The organism is Ruegeria sp. (assembly GCF_965243365.1).
In the GTDB taxonomy this organism is placed as follows: domain Bacteria; phylum Pseudomonadota; class Alphaproteobacteria; order Rhodobacterales; family Rhodobacteraceae; genus Ruegeria.
The window spans coordinates 1,130,272-1,150,258 of record NZ_CBDEUW010000002.1; the positions used below are offsets into that span (position 1 = coordinate 1,130,272).

Consider the following 19,987-nt stretch of genomic DNA (forward strand, 5'->3'; position numbering starts at 1 on the left):
TGCGCCGCTATTGTAAGGGGCATAGGGGCAGGCGCCAGCAAAACCCGACAGGGAGATAGATAAAACTTGCGTGACAGCGGTGAATTTGATGTGAGCGGTGCTCTGCTGGGCTGGTACGACCAGCACGCGCGCAAGATGCCTTGGCGCGTTGGTCCGGCTGATCGTGCAGCGGGGATATGGCCGGATCCTTACCGGGTCTGGCTGTCCGAGGTCATGCTGCAGCAAACAACCGTGGCGGCCGTGCGCGACTATTTCATACGTTTCACCACCCGTTGGCCGGATGTGATGGCGCTAGCCGCCGCGCCGGATGATCAAGTTATGGGGGAATGGGCCGGTCTGGGCTACTACGCCCGCGCCCGCAACCTGCTGAAATGCGCGCGCGTGGTCGCGCGAGACCACGGCGGGCAGTTCCCCGATACCTATGACACTTTGCTGAAATTGCCGGGTATCGGCCCGTATACCGCTGCCGCAATCTCGGCCATTGCTTTTGATCGGCCGGAAACCGTGCTGGACGGCAACGTCGAACGCGTGATGGCGCGGCTGTTCGATGTTCACGATCCACTGCCCGGCTCCAAACCGATTCTGAAGGCAAAAGCGGCGGAACTTACGCCCTCTCTCCGCCCCGGAGATTATGCGCAGGCTGTCATGGATCTTGGCGCGACCATCTGCACTCCCAAATCCCCTGCTTGCGGCATCTGCCCGCTGCGCGCGCCCTGCCGGTCCCGGATCGCGGGAACACAGGGCGATCTGCCCCGCAAAACCCCGAAACAACCCAAACCAACGCGGTACGGCCACATCTACATCGCACAGCGCGCGGACGGAGCCCTGTTGCTGGAGCGTCGCCCCGACAAGGGCCTGTTGGGTGGAATGCTCGGCTGGCCGGGGTCAGAATGGTCTGCCAATCCGCCCGAAACCCCGCCTTTTTCGGCCCAATGGCAAACCTTGTCGGGCGAAGTCCGCCATACCTTTACGCATTTTCACCTGATCCTGCGTATCTGGGCGGCGGAATTGCCCGGCGCCGCGCAAACCGGCGACCTGATTGTCATGGACAAACACGCCTTTCGCCCCAGTGACCTGCCAACGGTCATGCGCAAGGCATACGACCTTTGGCGCGGCCATTAGCGCATTGTTCATCCACCCCGCGCATGGCTAGGGTAAATCACGATTCCGGAGCTGTTTCATGACGCCATCAGAGTCTCTGTCCCGCTGGCAATCCGCCCTGCCCTTCTGGGTGTCAATCCTGCTGATCCCTCTCATCTGGGCAACCACACTTGCGGGGGGTTGGTGGATAGTGCTGGTACCTCTGTCGACATGGTGGGTCTTTGCGGTGCTGGACCGGCTGACCGGCCTGAATGTCGAAAACGCTGATCCCGACACACCGGATTCGATGCTACGATGGCACATCCTGCTGACCAATATCTGGGCGCCGATCCAATTCCTGACACTTTACGGGCTCATCTGGTACGTCACCCGATCCGATCTGTCCGGGTTAGAGAAATTCGGCATCTTCTTTAGCATGGGTGTCATCTCGGGCACGGTCGGGATCAATTACAGCCATGAGCTTATGCACCAGAAAGGCCGGTTTGAGCGTTGGCTGGGCGATATCCTGCTGGCGATGGTGCTTTATTCCCATTTCCGATCCGAGCATCTGCTGGTCCATCATCGCTATGTCGGCACCCCCCGGGATCCGGTGACAGCACGGTACAATGAGGGGTTTCACCGTTTCTATCCGCGCGTCCTGCGCGAAAGCCTGCTGTCTGCCTTTCGGGCTGAACGAGAAAAACTCGCCCGCAAAGACCGAAGGTGGAGCGATGCCGCAAACCCGTTCTGGCGCTACTGGGGATTGCAGGGGGCGATGGTGTTGCTTGCCCTGTTGATTGGCGGCTGGTCTGGCCTGGTCCTGTTCCTGATCCAGGCAGGTACCGCGATCTGGCAACTGGAACTGGTGAATTACGTCGAACACTACGGCCTAACCCGCAAATATCTTGGCGATGGAAAATACGAGCATGTCAGCCCAAGACATTCCTGGAATGCTTCACAAAAGGCCTCGAACTGGCTGCTGATAAATCTGCAACGCCATTCGGATCACCATCATAAACCAAACCGACGCTTTCCGCTGTTGCAACATCATTCTCAGGACGCTGCACCACAGCTGCCCTATGGCTATCCTGTCATGACTGTCGCTGCCATGATCCCACCGCTCTGGCGGCGCGTTATGAATCCGCGCGTCCGGGCATGGCGACGGCAATATTACCCCGAGATCACAAACTGGCAGCCCTACAATAAGGCACAAACCCCCTCGCCCAACACGTGACCGCAGTGCGCGCCAGCGCGCTGCCCGGCCCAACCATCGGCACTGCATCTTTGATGTGGTTCCGATGGGCGGGAGCCATGCCCTCTAAAGAACCCAGATATCCATCAGCCCTTCCACCCCTCGAACCGACTGAGACGGTTTTGCCTCAAACCCAGCCATCACATCTTGCGCTGCGGGCGCCTCTTGCTCGGCTTGTTTCCGCACCGCATCACTGACGACAATCCGTGCGTTGAAATCGCGGGTCAGGGCCTCAAGCTTGGCCGCCACGTTCACCGCATCGCCAATCACCGCAAATTCCAGCCTGTTTGCGCCAATATCACCCAAAACGACCGGGCCGTAATGCACACCGATCCCGACATGTATCTCGGGCTCTCCCGCCCGGCGGCGATCCAGATTCCAGCGATCGATAACGTCCGTCATCCCCCGCGCGCAGGCCAGTGCATTGCTCGCGTCCAGAGGCGTTGTGACCGGCGTGCCAAACGTGGCCATAAGCCCATCGCCCAGATATTTGTCCAAAGTACCGTAGTGCCGGAAAACCTCGGTCTCCATGCGCGCATGGAAACCGCGCAGCACCTCAATCACCTCATACGGATCACGCCCGGCGGCGTATTTGGTAAAGCCCACGATGTCGATGAACAGCACCGCCACGTTTTCCTTGCGGACCTGTTTCAGAGGCTCGTCATTCCGGCTTAGTTCATCCACCACATTGGGTGAGAAATAACGCGACAGGTTGGCGCGCTCGCGTTCCAGGCCTGCATTGGTCATCAGCAAACGGCTCAGACGCTGCATCGAAATGCCCAAAGTCACGGCCACCATTACAAAAACGATTACTTGCTGAATGCGCTCAGGGATCATGAAACTATTCGGGTCAATCAACTCAGCCACATCCGGATAGCCCTGCAAAGCCTGGGCAACCCGTTCGCTGATCCCCGGGATCGGCGTTGCCACCCACCAGGCAACCACCCAGCCCACGGTCCACATGATGGCGGTCCAAGACCCGATCGCGATCACTGTGCGCCAGGAATAAGCCAGAGTGCCTGCCGCCAGAATGATGAAAAAATACTGAAAATTGTCGAACCGATATTGCATTGCCAGCGGTCGCACATCGTCGCTGAACGGGTTGGGGACAATCATGCCCAGCGTCATGATCAACAGATCGACAAAGATCAAAAGCAGTTCGATCCGGGATTGCCCCACCCGTCCTGCGCGCCGGATCAGCCAGCCATTGGCGCAGATCAACAGCAGGATGAAGTGGTACCAAAGCACCTCCCAATGCGGGTTCAGGAAAATCAGCAACACTGCCGTCAGCGCCATCGCGATCCAGCGCGCGCGGACGGCCAGCTCCAACCCCTCGCGCTTGTGCCGCTCCAGCGCAGCCTCGGTATATTTGTTCTCCAGATCGAAATTGTCCGGCTGGGTCAGAAACATTCTGTCGATACGGGATTGGCTGGCGGTCGTTTCAGTCATTGCCTTGTTCTCCCACACGGGCGTCAGGGTTGCCCCATGCAATCATTCCTGAGGCGAAAACAAAAGACCCCGCCGAGATCGGCGGGGCAAGGCTAAGTGCCATGTGTCAGGCCACAGGCACCGGCGGTATTCGTAATATCAGTTGTGCATCTCGGACCGGATCTGCTGGCGCAGAACGTCGATCGGCACCGTCTTGCCGTCGCGCTTGAAGCACCAGTAAGTCCAGCCATTGCAGGAGGGCGCATTTTCCAGATGGGCGCCCACCTGATGGATCGAGCCCTTGACATTATCGCCCACCAGAGTCCCATCCGCGCGAACCTTGGCCTTGTGGCGCTGATTCATGGAATAAAGCTCCTCACCCGGGCGCAGCATGCCGCGTTCGACCAACTGGCCAAAGGGCACGCGCGGCTCGGCGCGTTTGCTGGCGCTGACCTCCAGCGCCTCGCGGTCGAATTTACGGATATTGGCGATGCGCTTCTCTGCCACCTTCCGATAGCTTTCTTCGCGCTCGATCCCGATGAATTCACGGCCCAGCATCTTGGCGACGGCCCCTGTGGTCCCAGTACCAAAGAACGGGTCCAACACCACGTCACCCGGATTGGTCGAGCCGATCAGGACACGGTGCAACAGAGATTCCGGTTTCTGTGTCGGATGCGCCTTGTCGCCGTTTTCGTCCTTGAGCCGCTCGTGCCCGGTACAAATCGGCAGAACCCAGTCGCTGCGCATCTGCACACCTTCGTTCAGGGCCTTCAGCGCCTCATAGTTGAAAGTGTATTTCGCGCCTTCACGCTTGGACGCCCAGATCATTGTCTCATGTGCGTTGGTAAAACGCTTGCCACGGAAATTCGGCATCGGGTTCGACTTGCGCCAGACCACATCGTTGAGAATCCAGTACCCCGCGTCCTGTAGGGCCGAGCCTACGCGGAAGATGTTATGATATGACCCAATCACCCAGATCGCGCCGTTGGGCTTCAGCAGACGATGGGCTGCCTTCAGCCATTCGCGGGTAAACTGGTCATAGACCCCAAAGCTGCTGAACTGATCCCAATGATCATCAACCGCATCCACCTGAGAATTATCCGGTCGGTGCAACTGGCCTTTCAGCTGCAAATTATAGGGCGGGTCCGCAAAAATAAGGTCCACCGACGCCTCGGGCAGACTGTTCATCACATCGATGCAGTCCCCGGATAGAATCGTGTTTAAAGGGAGCGCTTTTGCGCCCTTTTTGGTGGTCGTTGTCATATCACTGCCTCAAGTGTCCACGGCGCTTTTGCGCTCATTTGGTTGAGACAAGGATGAGTCAAAGATGATTCGCCGTCAATTTCTTTTTTGAATCAGCGACTTACGATTTACTCTTGATACAAGATATTGTGGACCGGTTTGAACGAACGTCTATGGTGTGGGGTCACGCCAAGATTTTGCAGCGCCTCGCGATGCTGTTTTGTCGGATATCCCGCGTTTGCCTCCCATCCATAACCGGGATGCTGTTGCGCCAAATCCACCATCACCCGATCACGCCAGTTTTTGGCGATAATCGAAGCGGCCGCAATCGATACGGATCGCCCGTCCCCCTTGACCACGGCCTGTGACAGGATCGTCAGGCCATTGGGAATCATGTTTCCGTCGATCAGCAGAAAATCCGGCGCGGCGTTCAATGCCTCAACCGCGCGCACCATCGCCAGATGCGACGCGCGCAGGATATTGAGTTCGTCAATCTCAGCGACCGAAGCTTCGGCCACTGCAATCTCGGCCCGCTCGCGCAATGCGGCATCCAAAGCGGTTCGCCGCTTGAGTGACAGCTTCTTGGAGTCATTCAACCCCTCTGGAATATCCTCGGGGTTCAGGATCACAGCCGCCGCAACTACCGGGCCAGCCAAAGGCCCGCGGCCCACTTCGTCCACGCCAGCAATCCTGACATGGCCCCGATCCCGCAATGCGCGCTCTAATTCAAAATCCGGTTTTGTCATACTGACCGGCAAACCGCTTTTCGACACCCACCGCAAGAAAAAAGAGGGGGCGGTGTGTGTCGCCCCCTCCGACGCAGCGCTTCTGCGGCGCTGCTCCTGCTCGAAAACGTTTACCGGTAAACCACGCGGTATCCTTGCTGGCGCAGGCATGCGGGTTCATACGCCCGCTTCACCTTTTTGCCGTTCCAGAAACCGACCTTGCACTGTTTGGGCAGGCTATTGGCATGTTTGTAGTGCTTCTTCAGGCATTTCGGCCCAAGCAATTGCCGGTTGGGTCCGTAGCCTTTGTATGTGCGCAGGCAACGCTGCGGCAGATCGTATCGCGCCACGCGTTTCGGGACCGGGCGGACATGCGGATGCACAACCTTTGGCTCCTTATAGACATGGTGCTGCTGGCGGCTGGCCCGATCCTTGCGCTTTTCCTTGTTATAGTGATTGACCGCCGCGCCGATGATCGCAATCGCGGCCAGCCCGCCCAATATATCCCCTGTGTCGGCCGCCCGCGCTTGCGAGGCGGACACACCGGTGATGGCAATAGCGGTGGCAACGATCAAGGCAATGAATTTCCGGTGCATAACGTCTGTCCTTTTGGATGTTGGTGCAGCCCGGAGGTGGGCCGCGAAAATGATGCCCCAACACTGCAACCGCCCCTTTCAGACAAGCAATAACGCGCATCTGTTATCCAATATCAGGCGTCATATTCCCCTTATGTTATTGAATATCCTGACCAGCCATGTGCAGGATGTGGCCTATGAAAAAGCTCCTCTCTTCTCTGGCCATTGCGGCCTTGATATCGCTCGGCGATGCGGCGGCAGCGGCGGATTGCTATGCGGATTACAAAGCCAAACAGGACAACCCGCTGCGTCTGCATTACGGCGTCATGCAAGTCCCAAGCTGCAACAAGGGACAGGCAAAAAAAGAAGTCGCCCAGCGCCTGAAAGGGTCCGGATGGACCTTGCTGAACGTAATGTCCGTTTTCGGGCCGGAAGGGTTGGACCAAAGGAAGGCAAATGCCGGAAAATTCTATCTCCGTTTCTGAAGCCCGCCGTTCCGGTGTACGTCTGGTCGGCCTGGGTATCGCAGCAATTGTCGCCATCCTTGTCACCGCCGCAGTCTTTCTGTTCTGGACGCTTCCCGACGCCAACGCCTTCAACGCAAGAGTCGAGCGGTTGTTTGTCGAGGCTGATCTGACCTCACAATCCGAGATCCGTCTGCTCGAAATTCTGGCCCAGTCCGGCACCGCCTTTGCCGATACGCTGTCCAGCTATCGCATGGTGATCTTTGTGCTGCTGGTTTTTGCCAGCGCCATGCTGGTGGCAGCGCTGGTATTTCTGGTGATGCTTGTCTTGCTGAACCGACGCATGGCGCAGATTGAACGGACAGGGATTCAGGTGACCTCACTGCTGATCAGCCGGGAAGAAAACACCGTTTACCTGAACAACATGGATTTCAAACTGACCCCGGCGGCAATGGAAACCCTGTCCATTCTTGCGGAATCGCGTCTGGATGACGAAGTTCTGTCGGGCGCACAGATTGAGGCGATGATTTCCGGCAAAAATGCCGCCGACTGCGACGAAGCCGCAGGGGCCACGCGGATCAAGCGGTTGCGCGATGCGCTTGGCAATCAGATGGTCAGCGAGTTGCTGGTCAAGAACATCGCCAAGAAAGGCTATATGTTGTCGATTGAAAAAGACGTGATTCAAATGGTCTAGGACCCGCCTTCGCGCTAAACTCGACGCCACCCCTTGGAAAGCCTGATATCAAGGCCCATTCTATAAGGGCCCGGGCAAGGGAGGCTGATGATGAACGTCCATGCCACACCAAAACCAAAAGGCTACGGGATTTCCGTCGAGCGACTGAAATCCCGCGTTGCAATCTATCGCGGCGATATCCTGCTTGCCGAAAGCAGCAACGCGAAGGTCATGTATGAAACCCGGCTGCCCCCGGCGATATACATCCCACGTGAAGACCTGCGTGTCGAACTGAGCCCTGAGACCGAATTGCAGACATTCTGCCCCTTCAAAGGGACGGCGACCTATCACGACATCAGCCTGCCCGGCGAGCGGCTGACCAATTCAATCTGGGCGTATGAGGACGCGCTGCCGGAAAGTGCCGCAATCCAGGGGCATATCGGGTTTATGCCAGACGCTTTCACCCATATTGATTTTGGTGAAAACCGGCTCAGGGAACCCGACGACGGCAATATCAGTGGCCCCCTGATCGACTGGCTGATGCGCGGCGCATCCGAGATTCAGACACCTGAAGATTTCACCAAAGCATTGGCCGAGAAGATGCTGGAACACGGGATCGCGATTCAGCGCCTCAGCATTTTGGCGTGGTCTTTGCATCCTTTGATCGCGGGGAAACACTATATCTGGGAAAAGGATTCGGCTGAGATTTCGACCCATATCCCAACCTATGAAATTCACGACCACCCGGCCTTTATCAACAGCCCGCTGCGCCATGTCTCGAACGGGCTTGGAGGGGTAAGACAACGGTTGAATACCGATAACCCACATAACAGCTTTCCGATCATGGAGGACCTGAGGGCCAAGGGTGGCACAGACTATGTCGCCATGCCACTGCCATTCTCGGATGGGCGGACCAATGTTCTGACTCTGACCAGTGATCACCCTGATGGTTTCACAACCGAAAACCTGGGCCTGACATTTGAGTGCTCATCGGTCATTGCCCGGTTTTACGAAGTCTTCATGCAAAGGGAAAACGCGCAGGTTCTGCTTGAGACCTATGTCGGCAAGCGTACCGGCGCCCGTGTGCTGGGCGGTGAGATCCGGCGCGGTGATGGCGACGACATCGATGCCGCGATCATGTTCTGCGACCTTCGAAACTCTACGACCCTAGAGGAACAGCTGGGCCGTGGGGCCTATATCAACCTTTTGAATACATTCTTCGAAACCGTCTCGGGCATCGTACATGAGAATGATGGTGAGGTTCTGAAATTCATCGGGGATGCTGTGTTGGCCGTCTTCCCGGCCGGGGAAAATGCTGCGGAAGCACGTTCAAACGCGCAACGCACGGCGGTAGAAATTGTCGAACGGCTGGCCGAGCTGCGCCAGTCCGAAACGGATCACGGCTGCGATTGCTCGATTGGTCTGTCATATGGCCGTGTCACTTATGGCAATGTCGGGTCTCGCGAGCGGCTGGACTTTACTGTCATCGGCCACGCGGCCAATATTGCGGCACGTCTTGGAGAGTACAGCAAGTCAACGGGGTATAGAATCGTTGTGTCACAGGACATCGAGCCAGCCTGCAAAAACGCTGTTCCACTAGGACCGATCAAGCTTCACAACGTCTCGGCGCCCATCGCGTGTTATGCGCTACAGACCGAAGCAGACATGAGCTTGGCACCCGAGGGCTAGAGCCTTTCCACCTTATCAGCATGGGTTCTTCGGGTGTGGCACGATAGCAGATTTCGATCGCCTGTTTGTAATACCGCAGCTCATTTGCGGCCTGACTTCTAGGGTTGCGAATTCAAAAAACAAATCAAGCGACACTATGGTCCCAGCAAGATCAACGCTGTCTGGGCAGGCGAAATCGCGTTCTGCAGCTGTGCGATCTGATCGCGGGCCAGATACTGGTCCGTCAATTGGGCGACTGCATCCGGGTCGGTGAACTGAGACAGGTTTTCTGAGCCCGTCGCACGCGACAGCTTGTCCTTGAACACCTCTAACTGTTTGTCGATATCCAGCTGCGCAAAAGCGACTGGCAGACCTAGGGCCGTTTCCATCATACGGCGCAGGGGCGGCAGGCCCATCAGATCAAACCACTTCTTGTCTTCGCTTCCTTGTTGGGCAGCAAGTTCACCCAGCGCATGTTGCGCATAAAGGGCAATCCGCATGGAGTCGTCAGCTTCCCCCACCGCAACTTCAAACCGGGACGTCAGATTATCCTGCGCGATCTTTTCCATGTTGGTGATCAGGCCGGTTTTGCGAATATCACCCGGCCCAAAACCAAACGCAGCCGAAAACTCTCGATATCTTTTATCCGCAAGTCTGTTCGCCAAAGCGTCTTCGGCCCGAGTCCCATCTGAAAGGATTTTCTGGATGAAGAAGCGGTTGTTCAGATCGTCCTCCAATCCAAACGCGCCAAGTGCGACTTGTAGCAATCGCCTGTCGGAAACCAGATTTTCGGCAGAGCGCACCTTGCTGATGTTCTCCAGAAAGTACTGCGTATCCCTTTGATTGACGCTGCCCCCCGCATAACTTTCAAACTGCGCGTCATAGGTGCGTTGCAGGAACCGCCAGCCGACCAAGCCCCCGGTTGGTACGATGGGCTGGAACGTCATTGCCGATATGCCACTAGCCGTTCTTCACGTGGCAACAGAGAACGCAGAGATTTAAGGCACTTGTAATATTGCTCGGCGACCAAGGCTTCGGTGGCTTCGGCCAGAACCCGGCGGCTATCGGCGTCAGTGAAAACCTGACTCAGCTCTTCCACTCGGCGCAAAAGCTGCTGATGGGCGCTTTCAGGTTCGATATCTCCTGACAATACCAACTGTGCCGCGTAACACGCCCGACGCACCGGAGTCGTGACCTCTTCCGGATGAATCGCGTCGCGCAAACGCAGAACGTTGGCCTGCGGCGTCATGATCGAGAACCGGCTGCGGCGGTCCCCGTTTTCAATCACCACCCCGTTGATAAGCACTCGCTCCTTGGGGGCGAGTTTTAAAACCAATCCCCCCATCACACCCCCCGCATCTGACGCAGGCCGCGCAGAACTGCCATGTTGATTTCCAGAAGTGGCTCGACGGCCGCCCTGTTCCCCAGAATCTGGCTGCTATACTGTTCGGTGAACTCTGCAAGATAGAAAATTCGTGCTCGCAGATCATTTGGCAGCGCATTGTCGGAATCTGAAACGCCAGTTGCCAACACTCTCCACAACCGCCGGTTCTCATGCAAGGCTTGGACGAACCCGCTGTAATCTGACGCCTTGAGCGCAGTCGCTGATTTCAGGCGGTGCGTGATTTTTGAGATCACCTCATATTCCGTATCTCGCGGCGTCCGGGTCGGAGCTGCCGATTGCGCGTAAGCACGCTGTGCAAGAGCTTGCGGTGTCACTTGAAATCCTTCCAATTGGCCATCAACGGGCGGGCGTTAACGGGGCACGACAAGCGTGCCCCGTGTTTGATCCGTGATTAACGGAACAGTGACAGGATGGACTGCGGAGCCTGGTTGGCAATCGACAGCGATTGTGTTGCAAGCTGCTGCTGCACCTGAAGCGCCTGAAGTCGGGCCGAGGTTTCTTCCATATCGGCATCTACCAGAGAGCCAATACCGGATTTGAACGAGTCGGCCAGATTCGAAATGAACTCCTTTTGGGTCTCAATCCGACCCTGCGCCGAGCCAAAAGCCGCCGAAGCGTCAATTGCGGTGTCGATCAGTGTTTCAACAGTTGCTAGGGCAGCATTGGCCCCAGCACCGGTGGAGACATCAATCGAAGACAACGCGCCCAAACCGCCCGAGCCAGCATTGGCAAACTGGCCACTGACTGTCAGATCGTTGGTCCCGTTGTTGGTAAGGTTAAGCGTGCCCGGCGTACCACTGTCATAATCCACGGTCAGGCCCGCAACCCCAAGCTCATCAACTTTGGCCTTCAGTGCAACCGCCACGATATCCGCAGTGGTAGTGGCCGCTGCATCATCCGCCGTCACAGTGTAGGAAACTGTCTGGTCACCAACTGTCAGGCTTACGCTATCGCCTGCAGCAAATGCAGTGGCGTTTTCGGCAATCTCGATCTGCTCGTTACCACCACCATTGTCCAATGCCAGCGCAACGGTATCGCCGTTGGTCGACGCCCCTGCAGAACTGCCCGAGAAGATATCATTGGCGGTGTAACCACCGATCGACAGGTCTTGACCGGCAACCGAGATGTAAGACGCCGTTACGCCACCCGCATTGTCGCGATCAAGCGAAGCCAGGATTGACGCAGAGCCCGCCGACCCATCCACCAGGTTCAGGCCATTAAACTGCGCTGCACCAACAACCGAAGCAATCTGATCCCTCATGGCCGCCACATCAGTATTGATTTTGCCGCGATCGACGTTGTCTTCCTGCGCCGCAACGATCTTGCCTTTCATCTGGGTCAGCAGATCGGTCACGGTTTCCGCCGCGTTGCGCGCCACCGCAACCGTCGATTCACCCAATGCAAGGCTGTCCTTGATCGCGTTAAAACCTTTGACGTCTGATTCCATCACTTTCGAGATCGCCCAGACGGCCGAGTTATCCTTGGCGGTGGCAACATCTTTACCGGTCGAGATGGCGTTCTGGGTTTGAGCAAGGTTCTTGTTGACCGACTTAAGGGTCTGCAGCGCGACCATCGCGCCGTTATTTGTCAGAATGCTGGACATATGTGTCATCCTTGTTTGGTTCAGGCGCATTTGACGCCCATATTTGCCCCGCCGGACCGGCGGGCATTCTGTCGTTCTGACCTGTGCGTCTTGCCTTGCGGCCAACGCGCCACCCGCATTTTCAGGTGCACGGCTATCTTGGAACGCTATCCCCTAACGGAGTGCTAAAGCCTCAAGATCGAAAAGATTGCATTTGATTCAACGCGTGCCCTAGGCCCGTTTTTCCAATCTGACTTTGCCGCGCACCGTAAACCCACTGCGCTGACCGGCAGCGTCATAGGAGCTGAATTCCCGACGCACCCGACGCAGTTCGGACATTCTGTCGGCGACAGCACGAATCCCCTCGGCAGCGCTGCTCAGCAAGGCCTGATTCCGGTCGACCTTTTTCTGCACCCGGATCAGGTCGTCACTATCCGGTACCTGAAGCCCACTGATCGCGTCGATCAGCCTTTCTTTTTCCAGCGCCATTGTTTCGAGACTATCCAGATCACCTTCCACCAGCGCGGTGCGTTCATGATCAAGAACCTCCTCAAGCGCTTTGATCGAGTCATCCTGCATTGGAGTTCTCCATCAACGTGGCGAACAGAGTTTCCGACAGACCAATACCGCCAGATTGAGCAAGCTGCCGTGCCTGATGCTGAACCAGCATCGAGGCAAACTGATCCTCACCCGCACCTCCTCCAAACGAAGCGCGCGCTTTGCCCAGCCCTGCGGATTTCAACATTTCGGCCAGAAAAGTTGCCTCAAGCTCGACGGCGGCGGCCTTTAGCTTGGTTTGGGCAGGCTGTGGCGGCGCTGTTGGAACGTTCATTTGAATCTTCATCGGGTTCTCCGAAAATTGCTTGGAACTTTCGGCATCAAAGAGGAAATCGGTTAAAATAAACGTAACTTCCTTTGGGCAGATTACCGGTCAGACAAACGGAGCCGGAGCAAATGCCCAACCCGCTGATTCTTACAGTCGCCGCGCCAAAAGCGGCTGGACATCCTGAAGGACGCTCGCCTGAGGTCGACGAGTCCGAGGGCGCCACGGCATTTGAAGATGTCCTGACAGAGACTGCACTGGAAGAACAGATTGTTGGTGAAATGGGCGAAACCGCGGCCACCGGGTCGGCTGCTGACTTGAACCTGGAATTGCCTGACAGCAAGTCAACGGAACCGTCTTTGCAGGCGATTAACGGCGGCGAACCCGACAGACATATGATGGCGGTCGAGGCCGTCACAGGACCGCACGATAAACCCGAGATATCCGCGAAATCGCAGTCGGCTGCCTCTGCTGGCGGTGATAGTTTTCAACCTGGGATCACTCAAAAAGGCACCCTGTCGAACGAAGAGATGAAGCTGCGCGGAGGCATCGCAAACCGCTCGCAAACCGATCAACCTCCGGCGCAGACCTCCGACGGTTATCAAAAAACAACCTCAAATCAAATTGCTGAGCAGGCAGTGATCATGCGGGCCCGCGGGCATCCTCCTACCGGGGCTGAGGGGCCATCACGTAGTCGTTTGAAACCCCAAACAGGTTCGGCCATGAGTGCTCCGTCGACATCTGCCATTGCGGTCAAATCCGCCCAGACCGCATCCAACCAAGGCACGCCCCCTGCGCAACCAACGCCGGATCAACCGGATATTCAGCTGGACCCCGGCATTGCGTTTGAAGGGGACGAGATTGCAGCAGCCAAGGGCGATCCTCTCGTTTCGACGGGGCGAGACACCGGGATACAGCAAGGCCTGACCACCCCCCGGGCTGAAATCGCGCGCGCGGTCGCCGGGCAGATAGCCGCCGCCATCACCGCAAAACCGGGCTCTGGCGGGGTCGAGATCGCCCTAAATCCAGAAGAGTTGGGGCGCGTGTCTATTACCTTGAACGGGCGTGAGGATGGTCTTCACCTGACCATTGCAGCCGAACGCCCCGAGACGCTGGAACTGATGCGCAGGCATATTTCTGTTCTGTCAGTCGAATTCCAGAAGCTTGGTTATGGCGATTTGTCCTTCGATCTCGGAACCTCGGCGGATACCCCGCAGGGTAGCGAAACTGACCCCTCGGAACCCGCGTTTGGGCCAGACGACCCGCAAACCGAGTCCGAGAGTATCGCTGCCCCCACACCAACCGGGCCTCTACGCGGCCTTGATATGAGACTTTGAGCCATGATGACCTCCGTCAATTCCACTGTTCCAAACGCCGCCCCACAATCAACAGGCACCTCGCAATCCTCAGCCCTGACTTCGGATTTTGAAACATTTCTGCGGATGCTGACAGCGCAAGCGCGCAATCAGGACCCGTTGGAGCCGTTAGATTCGTCAGAATACGCATCACAGTTGGCGCAGTTCTCGATGGTCGAACAGCAGGTTCAAACAAACGATCTGCTCTCGAGTCTTGCCGTGGCCCTGGGCAGCGTCAATCTGGATCAATTGGCTGGTTGGGTGGGCATGGATGTGCAGGCAACAGCGGCTTTCCGGTTCGATACGCAGCCCGTTGCAATCTCGGTCCACGCCGAACCAACCGCAGACAAAGCCATCATGGTCATCCGTGACGCTGAAGGAACGGTTGTCGATCAAATCCCGGTACCGGTAGACGAAAATGAGTTCGTATGGGCGGGAGTGGACGACGCGGGCGACCCTATGCCTGCAGGTTCCTATTCAGCCTCACTGCAAAGCTATAATGGGGATGAGCTTCTGGCCGAAAATCCGGCAGCGGTTTACAGCACTGTGGTTGCAGCGCAGATGGAAGGCGGCCAGATCATACTGACCTTGGACAGCGGGGCCGAGATTTCAGCGGACAAAGTCAGCGGGATTCGCGCAGGCGCTTGATCTGAAGGGCCGCGCGGTCCAAAGCTGGGGACACCACGACTCGCCTGAAGAATTGGGTAACCCACTGACTGATCTGCCTCTGCCGCCCCCCGGCCTTGTGAAACAGCTTGCCGATGGCGGGCTAACAAAGCCAAAAGCTCGTTTCGATACGCTGTATGGCGGACGCACAAACCAGGTTTGGAAAGTGCAGGACGGGCGCAGTGATGCTGTGCTCAAGCTTTACCGGTCTGGTTTGCGCAACCCGTTGTTTCGCAATGATGCCGAACTGGAAGCGGCCTGTCTGAACGCATTGCAGTCAACAGGGTTTGTGCCCAATCTGCGCGCAACCGGATCATTCGGCCGCGACAGATGGGTTTTCTACGACCACGCCCCCGGCAAACCCTGGCAGCGCGGGGTCGAACCCGTCGCGCATCTTCTGCGAGAGTTACACGATCAGCCAGTGACCCTTACGCTGCCCGAGGGCTGCAATGGCAGCGATGATCTGGCCCGTCACGGCGCGCAAATTCTGGCGGGTTGTCGATCCGAGCAACGGTCCGCGCTCGCCAATCTCCAACCGCAGCATGCCGTATCGCCCCTTCCACGCAGGTACCTTGTGCATGGTGATCCGGTCCCGGGCAACATCCTGGTATCGGATACCGGCCTGACGCTGATTGATTGGCAGTGCCCGGTTTTTGGTGATCCCTGCGAGGATCTGGCCATGTTCCTGTCACCCGCGATGCAACAGCTATACCGCGCCGCGCCGCTGTCGTCGGACGAAGAGGCGAAATTTCTGTCGGCTTATGGGAATCCTACTATCACGGCCCGTTATCGGGCATTGCGTCCTTGGTATGCTTGGAGAATGGCAGCCTATTGCCTGTGGCGGGCGGAAAACGGAGCAACCGACTACCAGACCGGGTTTGAACTGGAGATCAAAGCGCTCTGACCTAGCCTAAATCTGCCAAGGCCAGCAGTGCATAAACGGGCGGCATCAAAACACGACGCCATCGACCGAATGGAAAGCGGTGCGGTGTATGGGTGATCGGGGTCGGCAGATTCGATGACTGTCCCAACACCAGACGCGCCAACGCACGCCCACAATACGTCCCCATCGCCACACCATTTCCGTGATAGGCGAAGCCCGCGAACATCCCCGGCTGGCCCGAAACAGGCCCCGCAAAAGGCACCAGATCTCGGGACAGACACACCATCCCAGACCAGACATGCGTGGCTTCAACCTGCCTCCAGGCGGGAAACATGCGCTGAAAATCCGCTGCAAGCTTTCGCTGTATTGCTGCCTCTGCCGACGGTGAGGCAAACAGCCCGCCCCGCATCCCGAACAAAAACCGACGATCCGGCATCAGACGAAAGTAATGCAGCAGGTTGCGCGTATCATAGGCCATCTGGTCAGTGGTCCATCCCTGCGCGTGCAGTTCCGCATCGGACAAAGGGCGCGTCACCATAACCGTCGATTGTGCGGGCATATACCGCGCCGCCATCCAATCTGGAATGTCCTCGCTTGAGTATCCGTTGGTGCAGACAAGAACCTGATCCGATCGAATACGGCCCTGCGATGTAACCAGTTCATACCCGGACTTAATACGCCCTATGTTTGAAACGGCGCTGTTCTGAAACAACCTGACACCGTGCGCCGCTGCCGCTGCGGCGAGACCAAACAGGTATTTCCTGGGGTTCAGCCCAAAACCAACCGGCAGGGTGTACCCTCCGTAAAACCCATCGCCAAAACCCAATGACGGCAGGTCTTTGGGCTCATGCAGAGTACCTTGTTCGTCTTCCAAACGGCGCAACCGTTCCATGGCCCGCCGGGAATGCGCCAATTGGGTTTCGCCGTTTGAATGCGTGTCTGCGTCAATCCTGTGCGTTGAAAGCAGGTTGGCAACCAGATCTACGGCCTCAACTTCGGCCTTGTCATAGCTTTGCGCGGCATCCGCTCCGAAGCGAATGACCATCCTGGCCTGATCCAGCTTTGCCCCACCCAGACAGCAAAATCCACCGTTGCGGCCCGAGGCACCCCAACCGGGCGTTTCCGCTTCGAGCACCGCAACCGAGGCACCGTTCTGCGCCAGATGCAAAGCCGCCGATATGCCAGTAAAACCGCCACCGATAATGGCGACGTCAACACTCAGATCCTCGGATAGAACAGGCCATTCCGGGGCCGCGATGGTTTCGTCCCACCAACACGCAGCGCGCGGTTCCGGGCCATAGGCGTAATCCGAGAATATCCGCTTCATTCCGTACGCGCTGCGGCCATCTCATCCTCGCGCTGGCGCATCATCGCGCGTTTTGTGACCAGCGAGGCAGTGATGACGCCCACGGTCACCACGGCAATCATCAAGGTCGACAGGGCGTTGATTTCAGGGCTGACACCCAATCGCACAGCCGAGAAGATCTTGATGGGCAGGGTCGTGGCGGACGGGCCCGAGGTAAAGGATGCGATCACCAGATCATCTAGTGACAGGGTAAAGGCCAACAACCACCCCGAGATGACCGCAGGCGCGATGATCGGCAGGGTCACCAGACGGAAGGCCTGAGCAGGTGAGCATCCAAGGTCCAGCGCGGCCTCTTCCAGTGAACGGTCGAAGGTCACCAGCCGCGAGGATACGACGACCGAAACAAAGCACATGGAAAAGGTGGTGTGGGCCAGCACGATGGTCAGGATACCCCGGTCTAACCCGATGCCAATGAACAGCAGCAACAGCGACAAGCCTGTGATCACCTCAGGCATGACCAGCGGCGCATAGATCATGCCAGAGAACAGTGTTCGGCCAAAGAAGCGCCCTCCGCGCACCAGCACGTAAGCGGCCGCGGTGCCCAAGATGGTTGCCAGCGTTGAGGAAAACACGGCAACCCGAAGGGTAACCCATGCAGCATCCAGAAACGCCTCGTTCTGGACAAGCTCGCCATACCATTTGGTCGAAAAACCCGCCCAAACCGTCACCAGCTTGCTTTCGTTGAAGCTGAAGATGATCAGGATAATCATTGGGATGTAAAGAAACGCAAACCCCAGCGTCAGCGAGACCGTGTTGAACCAGCTCAGCCTGTTCATTTCTCGGCCTCCGTCTGCTTTTGCTGGTTGCGCTGGAACAGCACAATCGGGATCACAAGGATCAACAGCAGGACAACAGCCACAGCGCTGGCGACGGGCCAGTCGCGGTTCGAGAAGAACTCTTCCCACAGAACTTTACCGATCATCAGCGTGCCCGAGCCGCCCAGCAGGGACGGGATCACGAACTCACCGATCACCGGGATCATCACCAGAAAGCAGCCTGCGATGATGCCGGGACGCGACAGCGGGATAGTCACCAGCCAGAAGGCTTGCAGACGGGAACAGCCGAGGTCTTCGGCGGCCTCGATCAAAGATCCGTCCATCCGTTCGAGCGACGAGTAGATCGGCAGGATCATGAAGGGCAGATAGGTATAGACGATGCCGATATAGACCGCCGTGTTGGTGTTCAGGATGGTCAGCGGGGTTGAGATGATGCCCGTCCAAAGCAGCAACTGGTTCAGGTAGCCCTCGTTCGAAAGGATGCCCATCCACGCATAGACGCGGATCAGGAAGGAGGTCCAGAAGGGCAGGATGACCAGCATCATCAGCGTCGGGCGCCATTCCTCGGGCGCGCGGGCCATGCCGTAGGCAATCGGGTAGCCCACCAGTAGCGTGAAAAAGGTCGAGATCAGAGCGATTTTGACGCTGGACAGATAGGCTTTCCAATACAGGTCATCCTCGGTCAGCCAGATGAAGTTCTCGAAATCCAGTTGACTGAAGAAATCCCTGATCCCCGCCCAGCCCTGCGACAAATCCAGTGTGGGCGTGTAGGGTGGGATCGCCAGTTCTGTGTCCGACAATGAGATTTTCAGGACGATAAAGAACGGCACCAGAAACAGTGCCAGCAACCAGACATACGGAACGGCGATGAGGAACGCGCGGCGCATCAGTTGGCCAGCAGAACCGCAGCCGTTGCTGTCCAGGACAGCCAGACCGGGTCTTCCCATGTAAACGACCTGCGCGATATGCGGCGGGTGTTGGCTGTCTGCGCCTTGATGATCGTGCCGTTCGGTAACTCGACATGATAGGTCGACAGGTTGCCCAGATAGGCGATGTCATGCACCTTTCCCTGCACCGCGTTGATCGCGTCTGCCGGGCGGTCGGCCGAGATCGTCACCTTCTCGGGCCGGATCGCCAGATGACAAGCCTGCCCCGGCGAAAACCCGTTGGCCGAGGTCGCGGTCAGCGGAGTCTGCCCCTCGGCCCAGTCGATCTGATAGGTTTCTTCGCCATTGGACGATGCGCGCCCTTCGATGATGTTCACGTCACCGATAAAGTCGGCCACGTAGACAGAATTCGGGCTTTCATAAATCCGGTCTGGCGTGGCCACCTGCATTAGTTGACCCTGATCCATCACCGCGACACGGCTGGCGACGGTCATCGCCTCTTCCTGATCGTGGGTCACGATCACGAAAGTGGTGCCGGTCTTTTCCTGAATGTCCATCAATTCGAACTGCGTGTCCTGCCGCAGTTTTTTGTCCAACGCACCCAGTGGTTCGTCCAGCAACAGCAACTTCGGCGCCTTGGCCAGAGACCGCGCCAGCGCCACCCGCTGACGTTGCCCGCCCGATATCTGATGCGGTTTGCGGCGGGCGAATTGCTCTAGCCGGGTCAGACGCAGCATCTCTTCAACACGGTCTTCCAAGTCATGTTTGGGCATGTTGTCCCGACGCAGCCCGAAGGCGATGTTCTCCCAGATGCTTAGGTGAGGGAACAGGGCGTATGACTGAAACATCATGTTCACCGCCCGCTTATTCGGCGGGATCGGGTCGATATCCTGACCGCCCAGCAGAATATGCCCTTCGGTCGGGGTCTCAAAACCCGCCAGCATCCGCATCATGGTGGTCTTGCCGCAACCCGACGGCCCGAGCAGGGCAAAGAACTCCTTTTCGAAAATATCCAAAGACAGGTTGTCGATGGCCGTGAATTCACCAAAGCGCTTGGTGACATTCTGGAACTGGATCAACGGTTTCGCCTGCGGGTCTTCCCACGGCGCAAAGACTTCAGAGTTCACTATGGCCCCC

Annotated in this window: 22 protein-coding genes; 8 read left to right on the forward strand and 14 right to left on the reverse strand. The window is 57.5% G+C overall.

Annotated features, from left to right (window positions below; all coding sequences use genetic code 11):
* Nucleotides 1-66 precede the first annotated feature (66 nt).
* Both mutY and ACP0GE_RS09320 read left to right on the forward strand, forming a co-directional pair.
* Nucleotides 67-1,122, forward strand: coding sequence for an A/G-specific adenine glycosylase (mutY, locus tag ACP0GE_RS09315; protein ID WP_424831675.1), 1,056 nt, complete (start codon nucleotides 67-69; stop codon nucleotides 1,120-1,122).
* Between the two features lie 58 nt (nucleotides 1,123-1,180).
* Nucleotides 1,181-2,314, forward strand: a complete 1,134-nt coding sequence (locus ACP0GE_RS09320) for an alkane 1-monooxygenase (protein WP_424831676.1) — start codon at nucleotides 1,181-1,183, stop codon at nucleotides 2,312-2,314.
* 84 nt (nucleotides 2,315-2,398) lie between these two features.
* Here ACP0GE_RS09320 and ACP0GE_RS09325 read toward each other — a convergent pair whose 3' ends face one another.
* From ACP0GE_RS09325 to ACP0GE_RS09340, 4 genes are all read right to left on the reverse strand, one after another.
* On the reverse strand, nucleotides 2,399-3,781 hold the full coding sequence (locus ACP0GE_RS09325) for an adenylate/guanylate cyclase domain-containing protein (RefSeq protein ID WP_424831677.1): 1,383 nt from the start codon (nucleotides 3,779-3,781) through the stop codon (nucleotides 2,399-2,401).
* A 138-nt stretch (nucleotides 3,782-3,919) separates the two neighbouring features.
* Complete coding sequence (locus tag ACP0GE_RS09330) at nucleotides 3,920-5,023, reverse strand: site-specific DNA-methyltransferase (RefSeq protein ID WP_424831678.1); 1,104 nt, start codon at nucleotides 5,021-5,023, stop codon at nucleotides 3,920-3,922.
* Nucleotides 5,024-5,130: 107 nt separating this feature from the next.
* Nucleotides 5,131-5,748, reverse strand: a complete 618-nt coding sequence (locus ACP0GE_RS09335; protein WP_424831679.1) for a ribonuclease HII — start codon at nucleotides 5,746-5,748, stop codon at nucleotides 5,131-5,133.
* A gap of 110 nt (nucleotides 5,749-5,858) precedes the next feature.
* The gene (locus ACP0GE_RS09340) at nucleotides 5,859-6,323 is read right to left on the reverse strand and encodes a hypothetical protein (RefSeq protein ID WP_424831680.1); all 465 of its coding nucleotides are present in this window, start codon (nucleotides 6,321-6,323) and stop codon (nucleotides 5,859-5,861) included.
* Nucleotides 6,324-6,499: 176 nt separating this feature from the next.
* Here ACP0GE_RS09340 and ACP0GE_RS09345 point away from each other — a divergent pair, with 176 nt between their 5' ends.
* The 3 genes from ACP0GE_RS09345 (at nucleotide 6,500) to ACP0GE_RS09355 (ending at nucleotide 9,128) form a co-directional block, all read left to right on the forward strand.
* Nucleotides 6,500-6,787, forward strand: a complete 288-nt coding sequence (locus tag ACP0GE_RS09345) for a hypothetical protein (RefSeq protein ID WP_424831681.1) — start codon at nucleotides 6,500-6,502, stop codon at nucleotides 6,785-6,787.
* The gene (locus tag ACP0GE_RS09350) at nucleotides 6,759-7,460 is read left to right on the forward strand and encodes a winged helix-turn-helix domain-containing protein (protein ID WP_424831682.1); all 702 of its coding nucleotides are present in this window, start codon (nucleotides 6,759-6,761) and stop codon (nucleotides 7,458-7,460) included. Before ACP0GE_RS09345 ends, ACP0GE_RS09350 begins: the two co-directional genes overlap by 29 nt.
* Nucleotides 7,461-7,550: 90 nt before the next feature.
* Entirely contained in the window at nucleotides 7,551-9,128 is a 1,578-nt protein-coding gene (locus ACP0GE_RS09355; protein WP_424833830.1) for a DUF427 domain-containing protein, read from the forward strand.
* Between the two features lie 134 nt (nucleotides 9,129-9,262).
* Here the strand turns inward: ACP0GE_RS09355 and ACP0GE_RS09360 are convergent, their stop codons facing one another.
* From ACP0GE_RS09360 to ACP0GE_RS09385, 6 genes are all read right to left on the reverse strand, one after another.
* A complete protein-coding gene (locus ACP0GE_RS09360) occupies nucleotides 9,263-10,054 on the reverse strand; it encodes a DUF1217 domain-containing protein (protein ID WP_424831683.1) in 792 nt (263 codons plus the stop codon).
* Nucleotides 10,051-10,452: a flagellar biosynthesis repressor FlbT gene (flbT, locus tag ACP0GE_RS09365; RefSeq protein WP_424831684.1), complete on the reverse strand. Its 402-nt coding sequence runs from the start codon at nucleotides 10,450-10,452 to the stop codon at nucleotides 10,051-10,053. The genes ACP0GE_RS09360 and flbT overlap by 4 nt, the downstream gene beginning before the upstream one ends.
* On the reverse strand, nucleotides 10,452-10,826 hold the full coding sequence (gene flaF, locus ACP0GE_RS09370; protein WP_424831685.1) for a flagellar biosynthesis regulator FlaF: 375 nt from the start codon (nucleotides 10,824-10,826) through the stop codon (nucleotides 10,452-10,454). Before flaF ends, flbT begins: the two co-directional genes overlap by 1 nt.
* A 77-nt stretch (nucleotides 10,827-10,903) precedes the next feature.
* Nucleotides 10,904-12,115 (reverse strand): flagellin, encoded by a 1,212-nt coding sequence (locus ACP0GE_RS09375; RefSeq protein WP_424831686.1) that lies wholly within the window; start codon nucleotides 12,113-12,115, stop codon nucleotides 10,904-10,906.
* A 210-nt stretch (nucleotides 12,116-12,325) separates the two neighbouring features.
* Complete coding sequence (locus ACP0GE_RS09380) at nucleotides 12,326-12,673, reverse strand: flagellar biosynthesis protein FlgN (RefSeq protein WP_424831687.1); 348 nt, start codon at nucleotides 12,671-12,673, stop codon at nucleotides 12,326-12,328.
* Nucleotides 12,663-12,938 carry a rod-binding protein gene (locus ACP0GE_RS09385; protein ID WP_424831688.1) on the reverse strand — a complete coding sequence of 92 codons (276 nt, stop codon included), beginning with the start codon at nucleotides 12,936-12,938 and terminating at the stop codon, nucleotides 12,663-12,665. The genes ACP0GE_RS09380 and ACP0GE_RS09385 overlap by 11 nt, the downstream gene beginning before the upstream one ends.
* Nucleotides 12,939-13,048: 110 nt before the next feature.
* Between ACP0GE_RS09385 and ACP0GE_RS09390 the strand changes: the two genes are divergently transcribed.
* Genes ACP0GE_RS09390 through ACP0GE_RS09400 form a run of 3 tightly spaced genes read left to right on the forward strand, consistent with a single transcriptional unit; the run spans nucleotide 13,049 to nucleotide 15,842 of the window.
* Nucleotides 13,049-14,254, forward strand: coding sequence for a flagellar hook-length control protein FliK (locus tag ACP0GE_RS09390; protein ID WP_424831689.1), 1,206 nt, complete (start codon nucleotides 13,049-13,051; stop codon nucleotides 14,252-14,254).
* Between the two features lie 3 nt (nucleotides 14,255-14,257).
* Entirely contained in the window at nucleotides 14,258-14,920 is a 663-nt protein-coding gene (locus ACP0GE_RS09395; protein ID WP_424831690.1) for a flagellar hook capping FlgD N-terminal domain-containing protein, read from the forward strand.
* Nucleotides 14,921-14,972: 52 nt separating this feature from the next.
* Complete coding sequence (locus ACP0GE_RS09400; RefSeq protein WP_424831691.1) at nucleotides 14,973-15,842, forward strand: phosphotransferase; 870 nt, start codon at nucleotides 14,973-14,975, stop codon at nucleotides 15,840-15,842.
* Between the two features lies 1 nt (nucleotide 15,843).
* Here ACP0GE_RS09400 and ACP0GE_RS09405 read toward each other — a convergent pair whose 3' ends face one another.
* The 4 genes from ACP0GE_RS09405 to ACP0GE_RS09420 are packed head-to-tail and all read right to left on the reverse strand — an operon-like array spanning nucleotide 15,844 to nucleotide 19,977.
* A complete protein-coding gene (locus ACP0GE_RS09405) occupies nucleotides 15,844-17,148 on the reverse strand; it encodes an NAD(P)/FAD-dependent oxidoreductase (protein ID WP_424831692.1) in 1,305 nt (434 codons plus the stop codon).
* Nucleotides 17,145-17,963 carry an ABC transporter permease gene (locus ACP0GE_RS09410; protein WP_424831693.1) on the reverse strand — a complete coding sequence of 273 codons (819 nt, stop codon included), beginning with the start codon at nucleotides 17,961-17,963 and terminating at the stop codon, nucleotides 17,145-17,147. Before ACP0GE_RS09410 ends, ACP0GE_RS09405 begins: the two co-directional genes overlap by 4 nt.
* Nucleotides 17,960-18,850 (reverse strand): ABC transporter permease subunit, encoded by an 891-nt coding sequence (locus ACP0GE_RS09415; protein ID WP_424833831.1) that lies wholly within the window; start codon nucleotides 18,848-18,850, stop codon nucleotides 17,960-17,962. The genes ACP0GE_RS09410 and ACP0GE_RS09415 overlap by 4 nt, the downstream gene beginning before the upstream one ends.
* Nucleotides 18,850-19,977 (reverse strand): ABC transporter ATP-binding protein, encoded by a 1,128-nt coding sequence (locus tag ACP0GE_RS09420; RefSeq protein WP_424831694.1) that lies wholly within the window; start codon nucleotides 19,975-19,977, stop codon nucleotides 18,850-18,852. The genes ACP0GE_RS09415 and ACP0GE_RS09420 overlap by 1 nt, the downstream gene beginning before the upstream one ends.
* Between the last annotated feature and the right edge of the window lie 10 nt (nucleotides 19,978-19,987).

What these genes read in the sequence shown, in the direction of transcription:
- ACP0GE_RS09410 (WP_424831693.1), bottom strand. Translation starts at nt 17,963, where the DNA reads ATGAACAGGCTGAGCTGGTTCAACACGGTCTCGCTGACGCTGGGGTTT.
- ACP0GE_RS09395 (WP_424831690.1), top strand. Translation starts at nt 14,258, where the DNA reads ATGATGACCTCCGTCAATTCCACTGTTCCAAACGCCGCCCCACAATCA.
- ACP0GE_RS09380 (WP_424831687.1), bottom strand. Translation starts at nt 12,673, where the DNA reads ATGCAGGATGACTCGATCAAAGCGCTTGAGGAGGTTCTTGATCATGAA.
- flbT (WP_424831684.1), bottom strand. Translation starts at nt 10,452, where the DNA reads ATGGGGGGATTGGTTTTAAAACTCGCCCCCAAGGAGCGAGTGCTTATC.
- ACP0GE_RS09405 (WP_424831692.1), bottom strand. Translation starts at nt 17,148, where the DNA reads ATGAAGCGGATATTCTCGGATTACGCCTATGGCCCGGAACCGCGCGCT.
- ACP0GE_RS09375 (WP_424831686.1), bottom strand. Translation starts at nt 12,115, where the DNA reads ATGTCCAGCATTCTGACAAATAACGGCGCGATGGTCGCGCTGCAGACC.
- ACP0GE_RS09320 (WP_424831676.1), top strand. Translation starts at nt 1,181, where the DNA reads ATGACGCCATCAGAGTCTCTGTCCCGCTGGCAATCCGCCCTGCCCTTC.
- ACP0GE_RS09350 (WP_424831682.1), top strand. Translation starts at nt 6,759, where the DNA reads ATGCCGGAAAATTCTATCTCCGTTTCTGAAGCCCGCCGTTCCGGTGTA.
- ACP0GE_RS09360 (WP_424831683.1), bottom strand. Translation starts at nt 10,054, where the DNA reads ATGACGTTCCAGCCCATCGTACCAACCGGGGGCTTGGTCGGCTGGCGG.
- ACP0GE_RS09390 (WP_424831689.1), top strand. Translation starts at nt 13,049, where the DNA reads ATGCCCAACCCGCTGATTCTTACAGTCGCCGCGCCAAAAGCGGCTGGA.
- ACP0GE_RS09335 (WP_424831679.1), bottom strand. Translation starts at nt 5,748, where the DNA reads ATGACAAAACCGGATTTTGAATTAGAGCGCGCATTGCGGGATCGGGGC.
- ACP0GE_RS09415 (WP_424833831.1), bottom strand. Translation starts at nt 18,850, where the DNA reads ATGCGCCGCGCGTTCCTCATCGCCGTTCCGTATGTCTGGTTGCTGGCA.
- ACP0GE_RS09325 (WP_424831677.1), bottom strand. Translation starts at nt 3,781, where the DNA reads ATGACTGAAACGACCGCCAGCCAATCCCGTATCGACAGAATGTTTCTG.
- ACP0GE_RS09340 (WP_424831680.1), bottom strand. Translation starts at nt 6,323, where the DNA reads ATGCACCGGAAATTCATTGCCTTGATCGTTGCCACCGCTATTGCCATC.
- ACP0GE_RS09330 (WP_424831678.1), bottom strand. Translation starts at nt 5,023, where the DNA reads ATGACAACGACCACCAAAAAGGGCGCAAAAGCGCTCCCTTTAAACACG.
- ACP0GE_RS09355 (WP_424833830.1), top strand. Translation starts at nt 7,551, where the DNA reads ATGAACGTCCATGCCACACCAAAACCAAAAGGCTACGGGATTTCCGTC.
- ACP0GE_RS09385 (WP_424831688.1), bottom strand. Translation starts at nt 12,938, where the DNA reads ATGAAGATTCAAATGAACGTTCCAACAGCGCCGCCACAGCCTGCCCAA.
- ACP0GE_RS09345 (WP_424831681.1), top strand. Translation starts at nt 6,500, where the DNA reads ATGAAAAAGCTCCTCTCTTCTCTGGCCATTGCGGCCTTGATATCGCTC.